General features: G+C 73.9%; 17 protein-coding genes. 5 read left to right on the top strand and 12 right to left on the bottom strand.

What is annotated here, in order from left to right:
- The first annotated feature begins 330 nt into the window (after nt 1-330).
- Nucleotides 331-1,482, top strand: coding sequence for a helix-turn-helix domain-containing protein (locus IE332_RS19715; RefSeq protein ID WP_189918101.1), 1,152 nt, complete (start codon nt 331-333; stop codon nt 1,480-1,482).
- Here the strand turns inward: IE332_RS19715 and IE332_RS19710 are convergent.
- The 5 genes from IE332_RS19710 to IE332_RS19690 all read right to left on the bottom strand — a co-directional run bounded on the left by IE332_RS19710 (nt 1,479) and on the right by IE332_RS19690 (nt 8,532).
- Nucleotides 1,479-2,738 carry an RNA polymerase sigma factor gene (locus IE332_RS19710; RefSeq protein WP_373313766.1) on the bottom strand — a complete coding sequence of 420 codons (1,260 nt, stop codon included), beginning with the start codon at nt 2,736-2,738 and terminating at the stop codon, nt 1,479-1,481. The genes IE332_RS19715 and IE332_RS19710 overlap by 4 nt on opposite strands.
- Before the next feature lie 64 nt (nt 2,739-2,802).
- Entirely contained in the window at nt 2,803-4,707 is a 1,905-nt protein-coding gene (dnaG, locus tag IE332_RS19705; protein WP_189918099.1) for a DNA primase, read from the bottom strand.
- A gap of 164 nt (nt 4,708-4,871) precedes the next feature.
- Entirely contained in the window at nt 4,872-6,179 is a 1,308-nt protein-coding gene (locus IE332_RS19700; RefSeq protein WP_189918097.1) for a deoxyguanosinetriphosphate triphosphohydrolase, read from the bottom strand.
- Nucleotides 6,180-6,406: 227 nt separating this feature from the next.
- Nucleotides 6,407-7,408 (bottom strand): SGNH/GDSL hydrolase family protein, encoded by a 1,002-nt coding sequence (locus tag IE332_RS19695; protein ID WP_189918095.1) that lies wholly within the window; start codon nt 7,406-7,408, stop codon nt 6,407-6,409.
- A gap of 179 nt (nt 7,409-7,587) precedes the next feature.
- Nucleotides 7,588-8,532, bottom strand: a complete 945-nt coding sequence (locus IE332_RS19690) for a PAC2 family protein (protein ID WP_189918093.1) — start codon at nt 8,530-8,532, stop codon at nt 7,588-7,590.
- A 649-nt stretch (nt 8,533-9,181) separates the two neighbouring features.
- Here IE332_RS19690 and IE332_RS19685 point away from each other — a divergent pair.
- The gene (locus IE332_RS19685) at nt 9,182-9,916 is read left to right on the top strand and encodes a GNAT family N-acetyltransferase (RefSeq protein ID WP_189918091.1); all 735 of its coding nucleotides are present in this window, start codon (nt 9,182-9,184) and stop codon (nt 9,914-9,916) included.
- Here IE332_RS19685 and IE332_RS19680 read toward each other — a convergent pair.
- Nucleotides 9,906-11,144 carry an ADP-ribosylglycohydrolase family protein gene (locus IE332_RS19680; protein WP_308437586.1) on the bottom strand — a complete coding sequence of 413 codons (1,239 nt, stop codon included), beginning with the start codon at nt 11,142-11,144 and terminating at the stop codon, nt 9,906-9,908. The genes IE332_RS19685 and IE332_RS19680 overlap by 11 nt on opposite strands.
- A gap of 166 nt (nt 11,145-11,310) precedes the next feature.
- Here IE332_RS19680 and IE332_RS19675 point away from each other — a divergent pair, with 166 nt between their 5' ends.
- Nucleotides 11,311-12,306: a putative endonuclease domain-containing protein gene (locus tag IE332_RS19675; RefSeq protein ID WP_189918089.1), complete on the top strand. Its 996-nt coding sequence runs from the start codon at nt 11,311-11,313 to the stop codon at nt 12,304-12,306.
- A 45-nt stretch (nt 12,307-12,351) separates the two neighbouring features.
- Here IE332_RS19675 and IE332_RS19670 read toward each other — a convergent pair whose 3' ends face one another.
- From IE332_RS19670 to IE332_RS19645, 6 genes are all read right to left on the bottom strand, one after another.
- Nucleotides 12,352-12,876: a ribonuclease gene (locus tag IE332_RS19670; protein WP_189918087.1), complete on the bottom strand. Its 525-nt coding sequence runs from the start codon at nt 12,874-12,876 to the stop codon at nt 12,352-12,354.
- Between the two features lie 265 nt (nt 12,877-13,141).
- Complete coding sequence (gene ppdK, locus IE332_RS19665) at nt 13,142-15,850, bottom strand: pyruvate, phosphate dikinase (RefSeq protein ID WP_189918085.1); 2,709 nt, start codon at nt 15,848-15,850, stop codon at nt 13,142-13,144.
- A 564-nt stretch (nt 15,851-16,414) separates the two neighbouring features.
- Nucleotides 16,415-17,743 (bottom strand): tRNA dihydrouridine synthase DusB, encoded by a 1,329-nt coding sequence (gene dusB / locus IE332_RS19660; protein WP_229928729.1) that lies wholly within the window; start codon nt 17,741-17,743, stop codon nt 16,415-16,417.
- 127 nt (nt 17,744-17,870) lie between these two features.
- Nucleotides 17,871-18,647, bottom strand: a complete 777-nt coding sequence (locus IE332_RS19655) for a DUF4097 family beta strand repeat-containing protein (RefSeq protein ID WP_189918083.1) — start codon at nt 18,645-18,647, stop codon at nt 17,871-17,873.
- Complete coding sequence (locus IE332_RS19650) at nt 18,644-19,288, bottom strand: response regulator (protein ID WP_189918081.1); 645 nt, start codon at nt 19,286-19,288, stop codon at nt 18,644-18,646. Before IE332_RS19650 ends, IE332_RS19655 begins: the two co-directional genes overlap by 4 nt.
- Nucleotides 19,276-20,490 (bottom strand): sensor histidine kinase, encoded by a 1,215-nt coding sequence (locus tag IE332_RS19645; protein ID WP_189918079.1) that lies wholly within the window; start codon nt 20,488-20,490, stop codon nt 19,276-19,278. The genes IE332_RS19650 and IE332_RS19645 overlap by 13 nt, the downstream gene beginning before the upstream one ends.
- A gap of 135 nt (nt 20,491-20,625) precedes the next feature.
- Between IE332_RS19645 and IE332_RS19640 the strand changes: the two genes are divergently transcribed.
- Together IE332_RS19640 and IE332_RS19635 are read left to right on the top strand one after the other, a co-directional pair.
- Nucleotides 20,626-21,273 (top strand): hypothetical protein, encoded by a 648-nt coding sequence (locus tag IE332_RS19640; RefSeq protein ID WP_189918077.1) that lies wholly within the window; start codon nt 20,626-20,628, stop codon nt 21,271-21,273.
- A complete protein-coding gene (locus IE332_RS19635; protein ID WP_189918075.1) occupies nt 21,270-21,707 on the top strand; it encodes a hypothetical protein in 438 nt (145 codons plus the stop codon). Before IE332_RS19640 ends, IE332_RS19635 begins: the two co-directional genes overlap by 4 nt.
- Nucleotides 21,708-21,709: the final 2 nt, after the last annotated feature.

The following is a 21,709-nucleotide window of genomic DNA, read 5'->3' as shown; positions in this document are numbered from 1 at the left end:
GACCGGGGCAGCCTCCCCCCGCGAGGCTGCCCCGGCTCCGTGGGGGGAGCCGGGACGGAATTCGGACGAACGGCATGTAGCCGTCCGGTATCCGAACGAAAGCGTCGGACGGTCAACCGTGCCGACCAGAGAACTCTGCACGACCGCACCAGGGTTGTTCGAGCCATCCCTTGGCTTGTGAGACACTTCCGTCCGTCTCAGCGCCATGACCAGGGGATTGAGACGTCAGGCCGACGAGGTTGGAGACGCGGAGACACCCGAACGGCCCGGGCCGGACGCCGTTCCGCCCGTCCCCGTCCCCGTTCCGTCTCGCAACTTTTGGAAGGCCGCATGGGTTCCGCCTGGAAGAACCTGCCCGAGGAGCTGTCAGAGCCCGCCAGACACCTGGCCGAGGAGCTCCGGGCCATCAAGGACGCCGCCGGACTCTCGCTGTCCGAGCTGGCCTCCCGGACGCACTACAGCCGGGCCTCGTGGGAGCGCTGGCTGAACGGCAAGAGGGTCGTCACCGAGCAGGCGCTGGAGGCGCTGATCGGGGCGGTCGACTGCGACGGGGCCGCGCTGCGGGCGCTCCGGGAACGGGCGGTGACGGCACCGGACGGACCGGACGAGCCGTCGGTGGGGGACGCCCCGGCAGAGGAGTCCCTTGCCGAGGAGTCCCCGGCCGACGAATCCCCGGCCGAGGAGCCCGCGGCCGAGGAGAAGCCGCCCGGTGAGCCGTCGGAGCCCGGTGAGCCGGCTCCCGACGAGCCGTCCGGCCCGGAAGAGGCCGCGGCGCCCGCCGCCGTCGCCTGGTGGCGGCGCCCGGTGGTGCTGTTCTCCGGCGCGGCGGTGCTGGCGGTCCTGCTGGTGCTGGCCGGGCTGCGCGCCACCACCCGGCACGGCGGACAGCCCGCGGCGGCCCCCGAGCCGCTGCCGACCGCGTCCCCGGCGGCCACCACCGCCAAGCCCGTCCCCGCCGCCCCGACCTGCCAGGCCATGGGCTGCGATCACAAGGACCCCAAGAGCACCGGCTGCGGCAAGGACGCGCGGACCCTGCACACCGACGTCATCGGCAAGGTGGTCATCTACCTCCGGTACAGCCAGAAGTGCCAGGCCGCCTGGGCGGCGATCACCGAGGGCGAGCCGGGCGACTCCGCGACGATCATCGACAGCACCGGCGACAGCGAGCAGGGCCTCATCCACTACGGGTACGACAACTACTCGAGCATGCTGAACGCGGCGGATCCGTCGATCGGCTTCAAGATCTGCGGCCACCGCCACGAGCCGGTCGGGGACTTCTGCACCGAGGAGGTCCCCGACCTGGCCTCGGTGGTGGCCTCCACCCCGATCCCGATCGGCCCCGCCTCCCCGCCGCCGGGCACCGGGGCCGGGGCGGCGACGGCCTCCCCGGCAGCGACGACTGCCGCGACGCCTGCCCCGGCGTCGGCACCCGCGTCGGCCCCGACGGAGACGCCGGTGCCGACGCCGTCGGCCACTTCCTAGTCCAGGTAGCCGCGCAGCTGGGCGGCGAAGGCGTGGTCGCGGAGCTTGACCAGCGTCTTCGACTCGATCTGGCGGATCCGCTCCCGCGTCACGCCGAACACCGTGCCGATCTCCTCCAGCGTGCGCGGCCGGCCGTCGTCCAGCCCGTAGCGGAGCTGGACGACCTGGCGCTCCCGCTCGCCCAGGGTCGCCAGCACCGCGTCGAGGTGCTGGCGCAGCAGCAGGAAGGTCGCGGACTCGGCGGGTGAGGCGGCGTCGGCGTCCTCGATCAGGTCGCCGAGCGCGACGTCGTCCTCCTCGCCGACCGGGGTGTGCAGCGAGATCGGCTCCTGGGCCAGCCGGAGCAGCTCACGGACCCGTTCCCCGGTCAGTTCCAGGGCGGCCCCGATCTCGGCCGCCGTCGGTTCCAGCCCGTGCTGCTGCAGCAGCGCGCGCTGGACCCGGACCACCCGGTTGATCAGCTCGACCACGTGGACCGGCACCCGGATCGTCCGGGCCTGGTCGGCCAGCGCCCGGCTCATCGACTGGCGGATCCACCAGGTCGCGTACGTGGAGAACTTGAAGCCGCGGGTGTAGTCGAACTTCTCCACCGCCCGGATCAGGCCCAGGTTGCCCTCCTGGATCAGGTCCAGCAGGGTCAGGCCGCGGCCGACGTAGCGCTTGGCGACGGAGACGACGAGGCGCAGGTTGGCCTCGATCAGCCGGCGCTTGGCGATCCGGCCCCGTACCACCAGGGTGTCCAGTTCCCCGGTGAGCGGGTCGGGCGGCGGCGGGTGCCCGTTCAGCCGCTCCTCGGCGAACAGGCCGACCTCGACCCGGCAGGCCAGCTCGACCTCCTCGGCGGCGGTGAGCAGGCGGATCCGGCCGATCTCGCGCAGGTACTGGCGCAGCAGGTCGGCGGCCGGGCCGGCCTCGGCCGGTAGCCGCTGCTCGTCGGCGAGGCCGGGCTCGGCGAAGGCGTCGGCGTCGGCATCGAGGCCGGGGCCGTCGGCGTCGGGGCCGTCGGCGGTGTCGGATGCGGGCTCGGGCTCGGGACTTTCCGGATGGCCTTCCGGCAGGCCCTGGGCGGGGACCCGCGCACCGTCCGGGGGTGCCGCCCCGGCCCGGCCGTGATCGGTCTCCTGGTCCCCCGCCGCTTCGGCGGGGGTCGCTCTCGTACTGGTGGTGGTGGTCGCTGCGGCGAGGCCTTGCTCCACGGGCATCCCCTCGGGGCGGGCGCGACTCTGGCGGACCCGCGCTGGGAGGTGGGACGCCATCCAGTGTGCGGTACGCCACACTCCGTGGCCGAGACTCGTGCGCCGACTTTCTGTGCGGCGAGTGCTACAGGGCGGCGGCGCCCCGGCTCTTCAGCTGGTCGCCGTACTGCTGGAGCTGCCACAGCTCGGTCTGCACCGCGTGCTGCTGCTCGGCGTCCGCCCGGTGGCCGAGCCGCTGCAGGTAGCCGCGGACCTCGGCGATCCGCCGGTCGACGGCCAGCAGGCGCAGCTTGACCAGGAACTCCCCCGCGTAGACGGCGTCCACCTTGCGGCGCGAGCGCACCGGCTCGACGGTCAGTTCGGTGACCAGTGAGCGCACCCGGTCGTCCGGGGACGCCTCGCGCACCGCGCCGGTGAAGTCCGGCAGGGTCGCCCCGTACGCGGCGCCGCCGGCCTTGGCGATGGCCTGCCGTACGGCGGTGTACGGCGGCGTCGGGAACTCGTCCTCGCCGTAGTGGTCGAAGGCCGGGCTGACCAGGTCCGGGTGCTGCAGCGCCAGCTTGAGCAGCTCGCGCTCCACGAACTGGGCCGGATCGCGCGGGTTGAGCCGGAAGGCGGGCTGCGCGGGGTTCGGCGCCCGCACCGCCTCGGGCCGGCGCAGGGCGGCGCCGCGCGGGTTCTGCTGGCGCTCGCGGTCCCAGCGGGCCAGCTGGGAGACCCGGCGCACCACGAAGGGCTCGTCCAGGATGCCGAGCATGCCGGCCAGCCGGACGGCGTACTCGTGCTGGATCGAGCGGTCCTTGATCTTGGCGACGATCGGGGCCGCCTCCTCCAGCGCGGCCGAGCGCCCTTCCGGGGTGTCCACCCGGTGCCGGGCCACCACCGAGGTCAGCGCGAACTCGAACAGCGGGACCGGGTTGTCGATCAGCTGCTTGACCGCCGCGTCTCCCTGCGCCAGGCGCAGGTCGCAGGGGTCCATGCCGCCCGGGCTGACCGCGATGGAGGTCTTGGCGGCGAACTTCTGGTCGTCCTCGAAGGCGCGCAGGGCGGCCTTCTGGCCGGCCGCGTCGCCGTCGAAGGTGAAGACCGTCTCGCCCCGGTACTGGGAGGTGTCCATCAGCAGCCGGCGGATGATCTTGATGTGGTCCTCGGCGAAGGCCGTGCCGCAGGTGGCCACCGCCGAGGTGACCCCGGCCAGGTGGCAGGCCATCACGTCGGTGTAGCCCTCGACCACCACCGCGCGGCCCGACTTGGCGATCTCCTTCTTCGCCAGGTCGATGCCGTACAGCACGTGGGACTTCTTGTAGATCGGCGTCTCGGGGGTGTTGAGGTACTTCGGGCCGTTGTCGTCCTCGCGCAGCCGGCGGGCGCCGAAGCCGACCACCTCGCCGGCGATGTCCCGGATCGGCCAGACCAGCCGGCCCCGGAAGCGGTCGATCAGACCGCCGCGCTGGCCCTGCGAGGCCAGGCCGCCGAGCAGGATCTCCTTGTCGGTGAAGCCCTTGCCGCGCAGGTAGCGGACCAGGTGCTCCCAGCCGGCCGGGGCGTAGCCGACGCCGAAGGTCCTGGCCGCCTCCTCGTCGAAACCGCGCTCGGACAGGAAGCGGCGGCCGATCTCCGCCTCCGGCGAGGCCAGCTGCTCCTGGTAGTAGGCGGCGGCCACCTTGTGCGCCTCGACCAGGCGGGTGCGCTCGCCCTGCTGGTGGCGGGGGCTGTAGCCGCCCTCCTCGTAGCGCAGGGTGATGCCCGCCTGGGCGGCCATCCGCTCGACGGCCTCGGCGAAGGTGAAGTGCTCGATCTTCATCAGGAAGGCGATGGTGTCGCCGTTCTCCTGGCAGCCGAAGCAGTGGAAGACGCCCTTGGCGGGGTTCACGTAGAAGGAGGCGGACTTCTCGTCGTGGAAGGGGCAGACCCCCTTGTACTCGCCACCGCCACCGTTGGTCAGCTGTACGTAGTCGCCGACCACGGCGTCGATCGGCAGTGCGCTGCGCACCGCCTGTACGTCTTCGTCCCTGATCCGCCCGGCCACCCCGGAAGTCTACTGGGGTGGCCGGGGTTTCGAGCCGGGGTCGGGGGCCGGACTCGGGGGCCGGACTCGGGGGCCGGACTCGGGGGCCGGTCCTGGGGCCGGGGTCGGGGGCCGGGGTCGGGGGCCGGGGCTGGGGTCGGGGGCCGGGGCTGGGGCCGCGGGCGTCACGCCCAGGCGGCGCCGACGAGCTTGGCGTGCAGGGCCAGGGCGGAGGCGTCGGTCAGGGTGGCGATCTGGTCGATCACCGTGCGCAGGGCGGCCCCGTCGTCCTCGGCCTCGCGGTACATGGCGGCGAAGACCGGGTCCAGCCCCTCGGGCGCGCGCTGGGTGAGCACGTACGCCAGCTCGGCGATCACGATCCGCTGGCGGGCCCGCAGCTGGGCCTGCTCGTCGCGCTGCATGACGAAGCGGACGGCGACCGCCTTGAGCACCGCGCACTCCAGCCGGACATCCCGCGGCACCACCAGCTCGGCGCCGTACCGGGTGAGCCGGCCGGGGCCGTAGCGGGCGCGGGTGGCCTGCTCGGCGGCCAGGCAGAAGCGGCCGATCAGCTGGCTGGTGAGGTCCTTGAGCCCGGCCCGGGCGCGGGCGGTGCCGTCGTACGCGTGGGGCCACCACTCCTGCCCGAGCAGCCGGTCCAGGGCGTCGGCCAGCTCCTCGGGCTCGGCGTCCCGGGCGTAGCGCTCGGCGACCTTGAAGAGTTCGGCGCGCTCGCTCGGGGCGCGCAGGACGGCCGGGTCGATGTGGCCGGCCTGGAGGCCGTCCTCGACGTCGTGGGTGGAGTAGGCCACGTCGTCGGACCAGTCCATCACGGTGGCCTCGAAGCACTTGCGCCCGGTCGGGGAGCCGGCCCGCAGCCAGCGGAAGACCGGCAGGTCGTCCGCGTAGACGCCGTACTTGGGCGAGGCCGGGTCGAGCGGGTGGGCGCCCCTGGTCCACGGGTACTTGGTGGCGGCGTCGAGCGCGGAGCGGGTCAGGTTGAGGCCGACGCTGCGGCCGGGCCAGGGGGCGAGCCGGGTCGACGGCTCCTCCTGGGGGGCGAAGCGCTTGGGCTCCAGCCGGGTCAGGATGCGCAGCGACTGGGCGTTGCCCTCGAAGCCCCCGCACGCCTCGGCGGCCTGGTCGAGGGCCTCCTCGCCGGTGTGGCCGAAGGGCGGGTGGCCGATGTCGTGGGCCAGGCAGGCGGTCTCCACGAGGTCCGGGTCGCAGCCCAGGGCCGCGCCCAACTCCCGCCCGACCTGGGCGCATTCGAGGGAGTGGGTGAGCCGGGTGCGGGGGAAGTCGCTGCGCATCGGGGCGACCACCTGGGTGGTGCCGGCCAGCCGGCGCAGCGCCGCCGAGTGCAGCACCCGGGCGCGGTCGCGCTGGAACGCCGTACGGCCCGGGCGTTTGTCGGGCTCGGGGACCCAGCGGGCCTCGGCGGCGTGGTCGTACGGGGTCGGGGCTGCGAGGCGGTGCGCGGTGTCATCCATATGCCTCTCACGGTACGCCGCACCTCCGACACCCGGGGTGTGCCGCGCGCGAAGGGGCGCGGGCCGGGGCGTGAACGCTGCGCGGCGCGCGGGTGCCCGCCCCCGGCGGGTCCTCCTCACCCGAACGGCACGGACCCGGGCGCGGCGGCCGCGGTGCGCACGGCTCCGGCGGCGCCGGTCGGCCCAGGCCGCGGCGGTCGGCCCCGGGCCGCGGCGGTCAGCCCCGGTCAGCCCCGGATCGCCTTGAGGACGAAGCCGGACACCGCCTCCTGCCCCTTGGCGTTGGGGTGGATCGGCGCCAGGCCGCGGGCCGGGAACGGCGGCTCGACCCAGCGCTTGTCCTCGCCGGCGCACATGTCGTGCCCGACCGAGGGCCCGGCGGTGTCCACGAACACCGCGCCGGCGGCCTGCGCGTGCTTCCTGAGCATGCCGTTGAGCTGCTGCTCCTTCTCGGAGAGGAAGCCCAGGTCGGGGACGGCCACCGTCTTGCCGAGCACCGGCAGGCAGCTCGCCGGGTCGGCCGGGAGCAGCGTCGGGTACCCGATCACGTACACCCGGGCCTGCGGGGAGCGCCGCTTGATGTCCTGGAGGACCTTGCCGAGCCGGTCCCCGGCCTCGTTCACCTTGCGCTGGACCTGGTCGTCGCCGTCGCCGGAGGAGTAGTGGTCACGGCAGGGCGAGGCGGCCCGGGTCTGCTTGATCACGCCCTTCACCGCGTCCACCAGGTTGTCCTTGGCGCACTCCGTCACGACCTCCATGAATCCGGCGTCGTTGCCGCCGATCCCGAGGGTGACCAGCCGGGTGTCCGCGGTCAGCGCGTCCAGCTGGGCCGGGTTGGTGCCGTTGCCGGTGTCCTGGGGCGCGGTGAGGTCCACGGTGGTGGCGCCGGTGCAGCTGACGTCCCGGAACTCGCCGGACGCCACCCCGAGGCCCTTGGCCACCAGGGACGGGTAGTTGACCCCCGAGCGGGAGCAGCCGCGCGGCTCGCCGGCGTGCGGGGGGATCTGCATGCCGGCCGTGTAGGAGTCGCCGAGCGCCACGTACGGGCCGGTGGGCGGTGGGGTGGGGGTCGGGGTCGCGCCGGCCTTCGCCCGGCCGGGCACCGCGTCCGCGAGGTCCTTCCCCTGGTTGTCCGTACCGCCGCCGCCGGTGCATCCGGCGAGCAGCAGGGCGGCCAGCGCGGCCGCCCCCGCCGTCATGGTGAGGGTCGGGCGTGTGGTCCTGGGCATGCGGTCCCCCCGGGGGTGCGTCGAGTCACGGTCGGCTCCCTACGGCAGCCCGTCCCCCGGGCACCTCAGGCTCCAACGCGCGGCCGGCGACGATGAATCCCGCCTCCGCGAAATCCTTCCAAGGGGAACGCACGCGTACGGAGCGTGCACCGAGGGCGTACGGAACGGCCACCTAGCGGCTACTCCGCGTCGCGCTCGTGTTCGGCCAGGAACTGCTCGAAGCGCCGGCCCAGTTCGTCCGCCGAGGGCAGGTCCACCGGCTCGGCCAGCAGGCTCTCCCGGTTCTCGGCGCCCGCCACCGCGTCGTACTGGCCCTCCATGCCGCGGATCGCCGAGCGCAACTCGCCGTCCCCCTGCGTCAACTGCTCCTCGATGTCGGCGTAGACCTCGCCGACCCGCTCGCGCAGCCGGGTGCCGGGCAGCACCAGCCCGGTGGCGGACTGCACCGCCTCCAGGATCAGCACGGCCGCCGCCGGGTAGGCCGAGCGGGCCACGTAGTGCGGCACGTGCACGGCGAAGCCCAGGACGTCGTGCCCGGCCTCGGCCAGGCGGTACTCCAGCAGCGCCTGGGCGCTGCCCGGGACCTGGGCCTGCTCGAACCACTGCGGGTACCCGGGCGCGAGGTCCAGCCGGTTGCCGTGCGGCGTCAGGCCGACCGGGCGGGTGTGCGGCACGCCCATCGGGATGCCGTGGAAGTCGACCGAGAGGCGGACCTCGAAGCGCTCGACCAGCTCGCGGACGGCGCGCGCGAAGCGCTCCCACTCCACGTCCGGCTCCGGGCCGCTGAGCAGCAGGAACGGTGCGCCGGCGGCGTCGTGGACGAGCTGGAGCAGGATCTCCGGCGGGTCGTAGGACGTCCAGTGGTCGTGGTCGAAGACCATCGCGGGGCGGCGGGCCCGGTAGTCGACCAGCCGGTCGTGGTCGAAGCGGGCCACCACCTGCGGCGAGCCCGTCTCCAGCAGGTGGGCCACCACCTGGCCGCCGGCCTCCCCGGCGTCCATGAAGCCCTCGAAGTGGTGGAGCAGCACCAGACCGGCGCCGGTGTCGCGCAACCGCGCGGTGGCCGCGGCCACCGCGGCCACGCCCTGCTGATCCAGCTCGTACAACGCCTGGAAGTCACGCACCGCGCACCCAACCCCGTTCTCTGCTCGTCCCGGCCGACCGGCTTCTCGTCCTCTCCAGCGCACCGGGCGACGGGGGAATTCCCGCCACGCCGGACGACTCCTCCGACGCCCCCGGCCGACCGCTCCCGACCATGATCGCACCCGAAGGAAGAGTCCCTGGTCACGGGGGGTGCGGGGGCCCGTCCGGAGGCCCGCCGGAGCGGCCCGCGCGCCCATTCGCGCGCCGCGAAGTGACGCACCGCCTTCTGGCGGGTATCGTCCTCTCGCTGCCTCGCATCGTCGCGTCGTCGTCACGTCGTCCCGTAACGCCGTCGGCCACGTCCCGGTCCGGTGCTCGGCCAGCCCCACGACGCACCTTGCCTTCACCTGGCCGCCTGCTTCCCTTCGCGCTCTCGTTCCCTCTTCGGCCATTTCGCGGACGCACACTGTCCCCTCGCTCTTCCCGCCGGACCGGTCCGAGGATCCGTGTCCGTTCCGGCACCCGCGCCGCCCGTTCCTGGGCCGCCGCCCCCGCCCCGCCCGACCGGAATCCTCCGGCGCGCACGGCTACCCGGCGGACGGTCCCGGGCCGGGGCGAAACCGTCCCCGCACCTCGTGCCGTACCCCGGCGCGGGAGGCATCCTCCGACCGATGAAGGACCGAAGGTTCCGTGCCCGTACCTGTCATCCTCACCGGCCGCACCGTGCGGCTGGAGCCCCTCGCCGCGCACCACGCCGAGGCCATCGCCGAGGCCGGCGCCGAGGACCGTACGACTTACGCCTTCACGCCCGTCCCGCACGGCCTGGAAGCGGCCCGCGACTACATCGCGCGTGCCCTCTCCGACCAGGCCGCCGGACGGTCGCTGCCGTTCGCGACGGTGAACGTCGCCGACGGCCGGGTGGTGGGCTCCACCCGGTTCCTCGAACTGGACTACTGGCAGGGCCCGATGGTGTGGCCCCCGATGCCCGGCGTCCCGTTCGGCGATCCGGCCACGGCCGTCCCGGACGCCGCCGAGATCGGCAACACCTGGCTCTCGCCGCGCGCCCAGGGCACCGGCATCAACACCGAGGCCAAGCTGCTGATGCTGCGCCACGCCTTCGAGACCTGGGGCGTGCAGCGGATCTCGCTGCGCGCGGACGCCCGCAACCAGCGCTCGCGCGCCGCGATCGAGCGGCTCGGCGCGACCTGCGAGGGCGTGCGCCGGGCCCACTCGCGCGGACTGGACGGGGTGGTGCGCTCCACCGCGTTCTACTCGATCCTCGACGCCGAGTGGCCGGCCGTCCGGGACATCATCGAGCTGCGGATCGCCGCCGCCACCTCGCCGAGCGCGCCGGATCCGGCGATCAACCAGGAGTGCCTTAGACAGGGCGGCAGCGGCGCCGGGCAGCTGATGATCACGGTGTGACGCGGTCCCGGGCGGCGACGGCCGCGAGGACCACGTCGAGGTCGGCGAGGTTCCGGCCGTCCGGGAACAGCGGGTAGGCACCCGGGTACGCCTCGACGAAGGCCGTGACCGGGCGCCAGCCGCCGCGGACGGACGCCACCGTCACCTCCCAGACCGGGTGCCCCCGGGGGTGGTGCACGCTGACCACGCCCTCCCGGGTGCTGACCCACCAGCGGCCCCGCGACGGGGCGTCGGACCGGATGCGCTGCCACTGCCCGTCCGTCCAGACCACGTCGGGGACGGGGTGCGGCCGGGGCAGCCGCAGCCGCTCTTCGCGGCCGCGGACGCCGCCCGGCTCGGGGAACGCCCAGTCGGGCAGCGGCTCGCGGGCGGCCGGCCAGGCCGCCGGGATGCCGTCCGCGCCGGTGTGCGCGGCGACCACTCCCCCGGTGATCGCGGCCACGGTGTCCATGTCGCCGCCGGGCGCGATCGCGTCCCACACGGCGGCCCGGTAGTCGGCGAGGTTCCGGGCGGCGCACCACAGGGCGTACGGGACGGTGTCGACCGCCGAGGTCCGGCTGCCGTTGCCGAGCACCTCGGCGGCGACCAGCGGATCGGGTTCGGCGAGCAGGCCGATCGCCTCGGTCAGGCCGTCGTGGACGGCCCCGCGCGGGGTGAGCGCGGCCACCGCCGCCAGGAAGGTGTGCGGCGTCACGGCCTCGGTGCGCGCCCGGACCGCGTACGCGGCCGCCACCGCGACCGCGATCGCGCCGTCCACCGCCTGCGGGTGGGTGTGGGTGACGACGGCGGTGTCGGCGGCCGGGCGGACCACCGCCGCCGGGTCCTCGGCGTACGCGGCGCCGAGCGGGGCGACCCGCATCGCGGCGCCGTTGCCGTACGAGCCCTGGCCGTCGAAGAGTTCGGCGGCCAGCCGCTTCGCGTCGCCGCCCTCGCGGATCAGCCGCAGCATCCGGTTGGCGGCCGGGCCGTAGCCGCGGTCGAAGTCGTGGCGGCGGGCGAAGGCGTGGGTGAGGTCGAAGGTGTCGATCGCGCCGCGTTCGGTGTGGGCGGCGTACACCGAACAGGCCATCTCGGTGTCGTCGGTCCACGGCCAGGGGCCGGGCGGGTCGGTGCGGTCGGCGAGGTGGGTACGGGCCGTCCCGGGGACGAAGAACTGGGCACCGAGGGCGTCACCGACGGAGAGGCCCTGGAGCGCGTCGAGCGCGGGGCCGGTGTGTGGGGTCGTCATATGGGCACCAGCTCAGCCGGTCGGGCGCCGCTCCGTCAACACCTTTGCTCTGTTCTGCTCTGTTCTGCTCCGTTCTGCTCTGTACTGCTCCGTCAACACGTTTGCCGGGAGCCCCCGACGGGGGGATGTTTCGCATACCTCCGATCCGGGCGGGCAGCACCCTGGCATGACCCGCGCGAACCCGCTCGACCCGGTCGCCCTGCTCGGCGCCGACCAGCAGCACATCGCCACCCGGGCGCAGCTGCGCCGCCTCGGGGTGCCCTCCGGCACCATCGCCCACCGGCTGCGGCCGGGTGGGCCCTGGCAGCAGGTGCTCCCCCGGGTGATCTGCCTGCAGAACGGGAGGTTGACGGTCCACCAGAAGCTGCGGGCCGCCCTGGCCTACGCGACGCCGAAGGGGCACCAGCCGCGCGCCGGGGACGTGCTGCTGACCGGTTTCGCGGTGCTGGCCGCCGCCGGGCTGCCGAGCGCCGGGCACCCGGCCGACCTCGGTGCGGTCGACGTCCTGATCCCCCGCCAACGCCGGGTTCGTGACCTGGAGTTCGTCCGGATCCACCGGGCGGGCGGGGCGATGCCGGGCGGCTTCGAGCGGGACGACGGGCTGTGGAGCACCACGGTGGCGCGGGCGCTGGCGGACCTCGCGCCGGGAGGGACCGGGCAGCACCGGTTCCGGGCGCTCTGCGCGGAGGCCGTCCAGCGGCGGCACTGCGAACTCGGCGAACTGCTGGACCAGTTGCTGGCCAGACCGGGCGCGCTCGGGCTGCCGCAGGTGGCCCGGGTGGTGGAGGACCTGACCGCCGGGGTGCGCTCGGTGGTCGAGGGCGAGGCCCGCGAACTGCTGGCGCACGCGGGCCTGCCCGAGCCGCTGTGGAACCCGGTGCTCTTCCTGGACGGGCGCTTCCTCTCCGTGCCGGACGCCTACTGGCCGCACGCCTGCGTGGCCCTGGAGATCGACTCCCGCGCCTGGCACCTGCGCCCGGACGACCACGAGCGCGGGCTGGCCCGCGCCAACCGGCTGACCGCCGCCGGGCTCCCGGTGGTCCGCACCACCCCGGTCCAGCTCCGCCGGGATCCGGCGCCGGTGCTGCACGAGCTGACCGCGCTGGTCACCACCGGCCCGCACGGCCCGCACGAGCGGGTCAGCTGGCGCCGGGCGCGCTGAGGGCGGGTGCGATGAGGGCGGGCGCGGTGAGGGTACGGCGGCGGTTCAGCAGCGGGGGTCGATCTCCTGGAAGGTCGCGTAGTGGTCCGCGGACCAGTACTGCTCGCCGGAGGTGCCGGTGACCACCCGGCGGGTGCCGCGGTCGTTGGAGCCCGGGGTGACCACGGTGAACTCGTGGTAGTAGCCGTCGGCCTTCTTGGGGAGGCGGCTCTCGCGGTTCTCGAAGACGATGCCGTCGCGGTTGTAGGGGTAGGGCCCGCCCTTGGCGATCAGGCCGAGGGTGTCCTGGGCCTGGCTGGGGAGCTTGGTGCGGCAGACGTCGGCCAGCGCGGGGTCGGCGGGGACCCAGGTGCCGGCCGGGGCGGTGCCGCCGGCGGGCGGGGACGGCTTGGGCGCCGAGGGCTTGGGCGCCTGGGAGCCGGCGGCCGGGGTGCCCGTGGCGGCCGCCGCGGGGCTCGCGGCGGCCTTGGAGTGGCCGCTCCCCTTGTTCGCGAGGAGGTACCCGGCCCCGGCCAGGAGTACCAGGATCAGCACGGCCACGACGACGAGCGGGTTCTTACGACTGGTCATGCGGACCAGCTTGGCAGGCGGGCTCGCCGGGCCCGGCGAGCTACACACGTGGCCACCGCCACACCGCCGCACGGCCCGGGGCGAAGGGCTGGGGGTGCCGCCCGCGGGAAACACGTACGGCCGAGCGGGAACGGACGCCGTTGTCCGTTCCCGCCCGGCCGTGTCACGTACGCCGGTTCTCCTGCGCCGAGCTCCGGTGTACGCCCTCCCGGTGGGAGGGGGAGCGGTCAGTCGCCCCGCGTGAGGAGGGGATGCCTTCCCTCACTCAGCGCGAGTCGCTGCCCGCCGTCTCGATGGCGGCGCGGCCGGCCTCCAGGCGCGCCACCGGGATCCGGAAGGGGGAGCAGGAGACGTAGTCCAGCCCCACCTCGTGGAAGAAGTGGACCGACTCCGGGTCGCCGCCGTGCTCGCCGCAGACGCCGAGCTTGAGGTCGGGGCGGGTGGCCCGGCCGGCCTCGACGGCGTGCTTGACCAGCGCGCCGACGCCGTCGCGGTCGATGGTCTCGAACGGGGAGACCCCGAAGATGCCCTTCTCCAGGTAGGCGGTGAAGAAGGAGGCCTCCACGTCGTCCCGGGAGAAGCCCCAGACCGTCTGGGTGAGGTCGTTGGTGCCGAAGGAGAAGAACTCGGCGGCCTCGGCGATCTGGCCGGCGGTCACCGCGGCGCGCGGCAGCTCGATCATGGTGCCGAGCTTGATGTCCAGCTGGACGCCGGTGGACTGGGCGACCTCCGCGAGCACGCGCTCGCACTCGTCGCGGACCAGCTCCAGCTCCTGGACGGTGCCGACCAGCGGGATCATCACCTCGGGGCGCGGGTCCCCGCCGGCCAGCTTGCGCTCGGCGGCGGCCTCGGCGATGGCCCGGACCTGCATGCCGAACAGGCCGGGGATGACCAGGCCGAGGCGGACGCCGCGCAGGCCCAGCATCGGGTTCTGCTCGTGCAGCTTGTGCACCGCCTGGAGCAGCCGCAGGTCGTTCTCGTTCGGGTCCTTGCGGGCCTCGGCGAGGGCGACGCGCACCGACAGCTCGGTGATGTCGGGCAGGAACTCGTGCAGCGGCGGGTCGAGCAGCCGGACGGTGACGGGCAGTCCGTCCATCGCCTGGAACAGCTCCAGGAAGTCGCTCTTCTGCAGCGGCAGCAGGGTGGAGAGGGCCTGCTCGCGGTCCTTGTCGTTGTCCGCGAGGATCAGGTGCTCGACCTCCTTGCGGCGCTCCTCACCGAGGAACATGTGCTCGGTGCGGCACAGGCCGATGCCCTGGGCGCCGTAGCGGCGGGCGCGCCCGCCGTCCTCGGCGTTGTCGGCGTTGGCGCGCACGGCCAGCCGGCGGCGGCCGTCGGCGTGCGACATCAGCCGGTGCACGGCCTGGACCAGCCCGCCCTGGACGTCGGCGCCGGCGTGCAGGGTGCCCTCGAAGTACTCGACGACGGGGGACGGCAGGACCGGTACCTCGCCGAGGTAGACCTTGCCGCTGGCGCCGTCGATGGAGACGACGTCGCCCTCGTGGACGACCAGGCCGTCGGCGGTGGTGAACTTGCGGGCCTTGGTGTCGACCTCCAGCTCCTCGGCGCCGCAGACACAGGTCTTGCCCATGCCGCGGGCGACGACGGCGGCGTGCGAGGTCTTGCCGCCGCGCGAGGTGAGGATGCCCTCGGCGGCGATCATGCCGTCCAGGTCGTCCGGGTTGGTCTCGCGGCGGACCAGGATGACCTTCTCGCCGGAGCGGGACCACTTGACGGCGGTGTACGAGTCGAAGACGACCTTGCCGATCGCGGCGCCCGGCGAGGCGGCGAGGCCCCAGCCGATCTGCTTGGACTCGGCGGTCGGGGCGAAGCGCGGGAACATCAGCTGGGCCAGCTGGCCGCCGGTGACGCGCATCAGGGCCTCGTCCAGGTCGATCAGGCCCTGGTCGACCAGCTGGACGGCGATCCGGAAGGCGGCGGCGGCGGTGCGCTTGCCGACGCGGGTCTGCAGCATCCAGAGCTTGCCGCGCTCGATGGTGAACTCGATGTCGCAGAGGTCGCGGTAGTGGTTCTCGAGCTTCTGCATGATCGCCATCAGCTCGTCGTACGACTTCTTGTCGAGCTTCTCCAGCTCGGACAGCTGCAGCGTGTTGCGGATGCCGGCGACGACGTCCTCGCCCTGGGCGTTGGACAGGTAGTCGCCGTAGACGCCCTGGGCACCGGTGGAGGGGTCGCGGGTGAAGGCGACACCGGTGCCGGAGTCCTCGCCGAGGTTGCCGAAGACCATGCTGCAGACGTTGACCGCGGTGCCGAGGTCGTTCGGGATGCGCTCCTGGCGGCGGTACAGCCGGGCGCGGTCGCCGTTCCAGGAGTGGAAGACCGCGTGGATGGCGAGGTCCATCTGCTCGCGCGGGTCCTGCGGGAAGGCCCGGCCGGTCTCGCGCTCGACGATGCCCTTGAACACCTCGACCAGTTCCCGGAGGTCGGAAGCGTCCAGGTCCAGGTCGTTGACGGTGCCCTTGGCGTGCTTGGCCTCGTCCAGGGCCTCCTCGAACAGCTCGCCGTCGACGCCCAGCACGGTCTTGCCGAACATCTGGACCAGGCGGCGGTACGAGTCCCAGGCGAAGCGCTCGTTGCCGGACTGGGCGACGAGGCCGGTCACCGAGGTGTCGGAGAGGCCGATGTTGAGGACGGTGTCCATCATGCCGGGCATGGAGAACTTCGCGCCGGAGCGCACCGAGACCAGGAGGGGGTTGTCGGCCTGGCCGAGCTTCTTGCCCATCTCCTGCTCGAGGGCGTCCAGGTGGGCGCTGATCTCCTCGTGGAGGGAGGTGGGCTCGCTGCCGGTCTCCAGGAAGACCTTGCAGGCCTCGGTGGTGATGGTGAACCCCGGGGGGACGGGGAGGCCCAGGTTGGTCATCTCGGCCAGGTTCGCGCCCTTGCCGCCGAGAAGGTCCTTGAGGTCCTTGTTTCCTTCAGTGAAGGAGTAAACAAACTTCTGCTGGGACGGCACGGGTCGGTCTCCTCGTACGCGGTTGCCCTGACGCCGGAGAACATACCCATTTCGAAGGCACTTCTCTGCCCTGAATAGGCCACCCGAGGCCGGTACCGAGAGGTAACCCTCTAGATCGAAAGCGCATAAAGGCGTTCACCTCTGTTGGTGAAATCGTCCGCCTGACGCTAGCTTGCCTTCAACTCTTGAAGCCAACGAAACCGGAAGATCGCACGATTCGGACGCTGGGTAGCGGGCGTGGTTCCGTCGCGTTGCCCCGGCTTGATTTCCTGCACCCGGATCGGCCGATCCCCGGTCGACCGGCTTCGGGAAGCGATCCACGGCCGACCTGTCCATTTCGTCCACTGACCCACCATCAGTCCCGACGGCGTGTGGCAAGGGTCACCAGCGCGTCTCACCGCTCGAACGTAGAACGCCTCCGCCGATCGTCGCACAGCGTCCAGAAACGTGCTCGTTCCGTGACATCCGAATGCCGAAAAGGAGCCCTCCTGTCCAGATTGGACAAGAGGGCTGGGACCTAGTGGCAATCGACCGACGAGGGTCGAATTCGCCGGCCCGTATAGATCATCCGCCGGAGGTGTCCGATTCGGCGTCCTCACCCGGTCGGGCGCAGTCGTACGGATCGTCCAACCACCCCTCCGGCAGGACCACCCGGCCGTTGCCGCTGGTCCGCCCGCGCGGGCCGTCCGCACCCACCGGCCAGCCCTGGGACTGCTCCACTTCGGACAGGGTTTCGGCCAGATCGGCCAACGAGGAGGAGTTGGCGAGCCGCACCCGCAGCTCCGAACCGACCGAGAAGCCCTTCGTGTACCAGGCGACGTGCTTGCGGAAGTCGATCACACCGCGCGTCTCGTCCCCGATCCACTCGCCGAGCAGCTGCGCGTGGCGCACCATCGCCCGCGCCACGTAGCCGAAGTCGGGGCGGGCGTGGTCGACGTCGCCCTCGAAGATCGCGACCAGGTCCTTGAACAGCCACGGCCGGCCCAGGCAGCCGCGGCCCACCACGACGCCGTCGCAGCCGGTCTCGCGCATCATCCGCAGCGCGTCCTCGGCCGACCAGATGTCCCCGTTGCCCAGCACCGGGACGTGCGCCGGCACGGACTCCCGCAACCGGGCGATCGCCGACCAGTCGGCCGTCCCGCCGTAGTGCTGGGCGGCGGTGCGCCCGTGCAGGGCGATCGCGGCCACGCCCTCCTCGGCGCCGATCCGGCCGGCGTCCAGGTAGGTGAGGTGGTCGTCGTCGATGCCCTTGCGCATCTTCATGGTCACCGGGAGGTCGCCCGCGTTGGCCACGGCCTCGCGCAGGATCTCGCGCAGCAGGTTGCGCTTGTACGGCAGCGCCGAGCCGCCGCCCTTGCGGGTCACCTTCGGGACGGGGCAGCCGAAGTTGAGGTCGATGTGGTCGGCCAGGCCCTCGTCGGAGATCATCCGGGCGGCCTTGCCGACCGTCACCGGGTCCACCCCGTACAGCTGGATCGAGCGCGGCTTCTCGCTCGCGTCGAACTTGATCAGCTGCATGGTCTTGGCGTTGCGCTCGACCAGCGCCCGGGTGGTGATCATCTCCGAGACGTACAGGCCCCGGACGATGCCGGGGTGGGAGAAGGAGCGGGTCGAGGGCCGAGTCTGGCCAGGCGGAGGAGGGAGTAGCAGCGGAGCTGCGGCGACCGACGACAACGACGCCAGGCGAGAGCCATCGGCCCGCGACGCCGCCCCGGCATCGTCCGGGGCCTGCGGGCCCTTGCCGCCGCTCTGCTCGCGGCACAGGGTGCGGAAGGGCGCGTTGGTGATGCCGGCCATCGGCGCCAGCACGACGGGCGGCCACACCTGGATCGGGCCGATGTCGAGCGGCGCGAACTCGGTGTCGGACGCGGTGGGTGCGGGCGTGGCTGTCATGCGCGGCTGACCTCGGGTCGAGGGGACGGGACTCTCCATTGTCCCCCACCCGGGTGAGCGGCCGGCCCGGCGCCGGAACCGGCGGCCCGGCCGCCACGACCGGTCGACCGCCACCACGGCCCGGCCGCTACGACGGGTCGATGGTGATCGACCCCGAGGTGGCCGTCGCGTGGATGTGGTTCGGGCTGCCGGAGTCCGCCAGCTGCGGGTCGATCCGGCCGGTGCCCGAGCCGATGTCGCTGGAGAAGGCGTAGCGGCTGCCCCTCGGCAGGGTCATCGTCACCGAACCGGAGGTGGCCCTGGTCTCCACCTGCTGCGGGGCACTGGCGAAGGACAGCTCCATCGCCCCCGACGTGGTCCGCGCGTCCACCCGCCGGGCCTTCAGGTCCTCGCCCCGGATCAGCCCGGAGGTGGCGCGCGCCGTCACGTCCCCGGAGGTGCCGGACAGCAGCAGCTCGCCGGAGCCGAGCTCCACGTCCACGTTCCCGCTCAGGCCCTCCACCCGGACCGAGCCGGAGCCCAGCGATCCCGACACCCCGGTCTGCGCCGGCACCTCCACCTCGATCTCGGCGCCGCAGCCGAAGTCCGCGACCGGCAGGATCGGCCGGCACTGCACCCTCACGGTGAGGAGGCCGTCGACGATGATGCTGGACACCACCGGCTTGCGCACCGTCCAGTCCAGCCGCTGGCCGACCACCACGTGGTCCGCCCGTCCGGCCCGCACCCTGACCGAGGCGTTCCCCGTCTCCAGCCGCAGCCGGTCGACCGGCACCTCGTACGACCGGCTGCTGGTCGACTCCTGCTGCGCCACGACCGACCAGGTCTGCAGCCCGGCGCCGATCAGCACCAGGACCGTCGCGACCGTGCCGGTGACCCGCCAGGCCTTCGCGGCGCCCGCGCTCACCCGACCTCCAGGAAGCGCAGCACCGCCATCACCCGACGGTGGCTGTCCTCGGCCTGCGGCAGGTCGAGCTTGGTGAAGATCGAGTTGATGTGCTTGGCCACCGCGCTGTCGCTGACCACCAGCGAGGCGGCGATCGCGGCGTTGGAGCGGCCCTCCGCCATCAGGCCCAGCACGTCCCGCTCGCGCGGGGTCAGCTTCTCCAGCGGGTCCCGGTGGCGGCGCACCAGCAGCTGGGCGACCACCTCCGGGTCCAGCGCGGTGCCGCCCTCGGCGACCCGCTGCAGCGCGTCCACGAAGTCGTCCACGTTGGCCACCCGCTGCTTGAGCAGGTAGCCCACGCCGCTGGTGTTGGTGGACAGCAGGTCGGCGGCGTAGCGCTCCTCCACGTACTGGGAGAGCAGCAGGACGGCCGTCTCCGGCCACTGCCGGCGGATCACCATCGCCGCCTTGACGCCCTCGTCGGTGAAGCCCGGGGGCATCCGGACGTCCGCCACCACCACGCCCGGGCGGTGCTCCTCGACCGCGGCCAGCAGTTCGACGGCGTCCCCGACGGCGGCCACCACCTCGAAGCCCACCGCCTCCAGGACCTTGACCAGGCCGACCCTCAGCAGGACCGAGTCCTCGGCGATCACAGCACGCACGGCAACTCCACGGTGATGGTGGTGGGGCCCCCGAGGGGGCTGAGAACGGACAGCGAGCCGTCGACCGAGCCGGCGCGCTGGCGCAGACCGGTGAGCCCGGTGCCGCGCGAGGCGTCCGCGCCGCCCACGCCGTCGTCGCTGACGACCAGGCGCAGCCGGCCGCCGGTCGTCCGCACCGAGACGTCGACCTGCTCGGCCCGGGCGTGCTTGGCCACGTTGGTGAGCGCCTCGGAGACGGTGAAGTAGGCGACCGCCTCGACGGTCGGGGCGATCGGCTCGGAGAGCTCGACGTCCAGGCGCACCGGCAGCGGGGCGCGGGCCGCGATGCCGGACAGCGCCGCGTCCAGACCGCGGTCCTCCAGGACGGCCGGGTGCAGGCCGCGCACCAGGTCGCGCAGCTCGTCGATGGCCGCCTGCGCCTCCTCGTGCGCGTCGACGATCACCTGCATGACCTCCGGCGGGACGTCCTTGAGGGTGCGCCGGGCCAGGCCCAGGTTCATCGCCAGCGAGGTGAGGCGCTGCTGGGCGCCGTCGTGCAGGTCGCGCTCGATCCGGCGGCGCTCGGCGTCCACCGCGTCGACCAGCCCGGCCCGGCTCTCGGTGATCTCCTCGACCCGGCGCTCCAGGGCCTCCGCCCGGTCCGGGCCGAGCAGCCGCCGCGCCGCCCACACCTCCAGCCGGGCCGTGGCCTCCGCCGCCCAGGGCAGCGCGACCAGCAGCGCCACCCCGATGACCGTCAGCGCGACGTCCGTCCCGGCCAGGTCCGAGCGCAGCGCGGTGCCGGGGGGCATCAGCCAGATCCAGCCGTACAGGGTGGTCAGCACCACGGCCGCGCCCGCGCCGTACAGCACCGCCAGCGCGCCCGCCGCCAGCAGCGGGCCGACCACCAGGTGGTGCAGCACCTGGCGCCAGGTCAGCCCCAGCAGCAGCCTGCGGGAGCCGGTGACCGGGCGCGGCGGCGGGATCTCCACGCCGTACAGCGCGCGCAGCCGGCCGCGCTGGAGGGCGGTCAGCGGACGGGTGCACAGCAGGACGGCGGCGAGCACCGCGAACAGCATCCGGGACTCGGTGACGGCCAGCCAGACCGGCAGGGCCAACGGCAGGCCGGCGGCTATGAAGCGGACGTCCCGCCGGACCTCGGACGACCACGGTGGGCGCCGGAGGCTCCTGACGAGCGCTCGGCGCAGCGTGGTGGAGGGCATGGCCGACAGCGTAGGGCCCGGTGATCATCGGCCGCCATGAAGGGGGGTACCCGCTGGGGGTGTACCTGGCTACACCCCCGATTCGGGGTGGAGCACCACCGACAGAAGGGGGTGCCGGGCGGAAGGCTTGAGCCCATGACGAGCACCGCATCGCACTCCGCCACTCCGCCGCACGGGCGGCGCGTCCCCGGGAACCACGGGGGTGTCACCGGGGGCGCGCTCTTCCCGGCGTCGGAGCCGGCGGGGGCGCGGCCGACCGGGTCACCGGTCGGGTCGCCGGCCGGGGCGTCGTCGGAGGGCTCGCTGCCGGTCGGGTCGCTGCCCGCCGGCGGCGGGCCCTGGTCGGTCCGCAGCGTCGGGGCCGGCCGCGGCCGGGCCGCGCTGGAGCTGTACCAGCACGGGGAGCTGGCCGACGTCCTGGTCGCCGCCCGGCTCACCCCGCAGCTGCTGCGCGGGGCTCGGCGCTGCCCGTCCACCGGGCGGGCCCGGCACGTGCTCGCCTGGGGGCGGCTGCCGGCGGACGGTACCGCGCCCTCGGTGGTGTTCACCGGGCGGCGGGGGTTCCGAGGCCTCCCGGGGTTCCGGGCGTTCCGGGCCTCCGGGCCGGGCCGGTCCCGCCGGGCCGCCGCCGCGGCCGAGGTGGTCACGGTGGCCGGGCGGTTCTGGCTCGCCTGGGCCGAGGGGCCGTTCGACGCGGTGCTGGTCGAGCACCCGGCGGGCGGCGGCGCCGAGCGGCTGCCGCTGGAGCGGGTCCCGGGCCGCCGGGCCGGGGGTGCGGCATGAGCACCGCCGCCCTCTCCGCCCGGCCCGTCCGGACCGTCCGGACCGTCCCGTTCGTCCCCCCGTTCATATCCTCGGCCGTCCCCGCCGTCGTCCTGCCCGCGCGCTTCGCCCGGGTGCCCGCCCTGGCCGCGGTCGCGCTGCTGCCCTGGCTGGCCGTCCTCGCCGTCTCCCACGAGACGGTGTGGGTCGTGCTGGACCTGGTGGAGTTCTCCGCCCTGCTCTCGCTCGACGCGCTGCTGCGCCGGCGCAGCCCCGCCGCGCTGTGGGCGGGCGCGGCGGTGGCCGTGCTGCTCGTCGGGGACGCCCTGGCCGACATCGCCTGCGCCGGGCCGGGTTGCGCGGTGCTCGCGGCGCTCGTCATGGCGGGCTGCGTCGAGCTGCCGCTCGCGGCGGTGTGCCTGCTGCTCGGGCGGGGCGCCGCCGTCCGGGCCTGACC

This window comes from Kitasatospora xanthocidica (genome assembly GCF_014656195.1).
Classification (GTDB): Bacteria; Actinomycetota; Actinomycetes; order Streptomycetales; family Streptomycetaceae; genus Kitasatospora; species Kitasatospora xanthocidica.
This window is presented reverse-complemented; position numbering and strand designations above follow the sequence as displayed.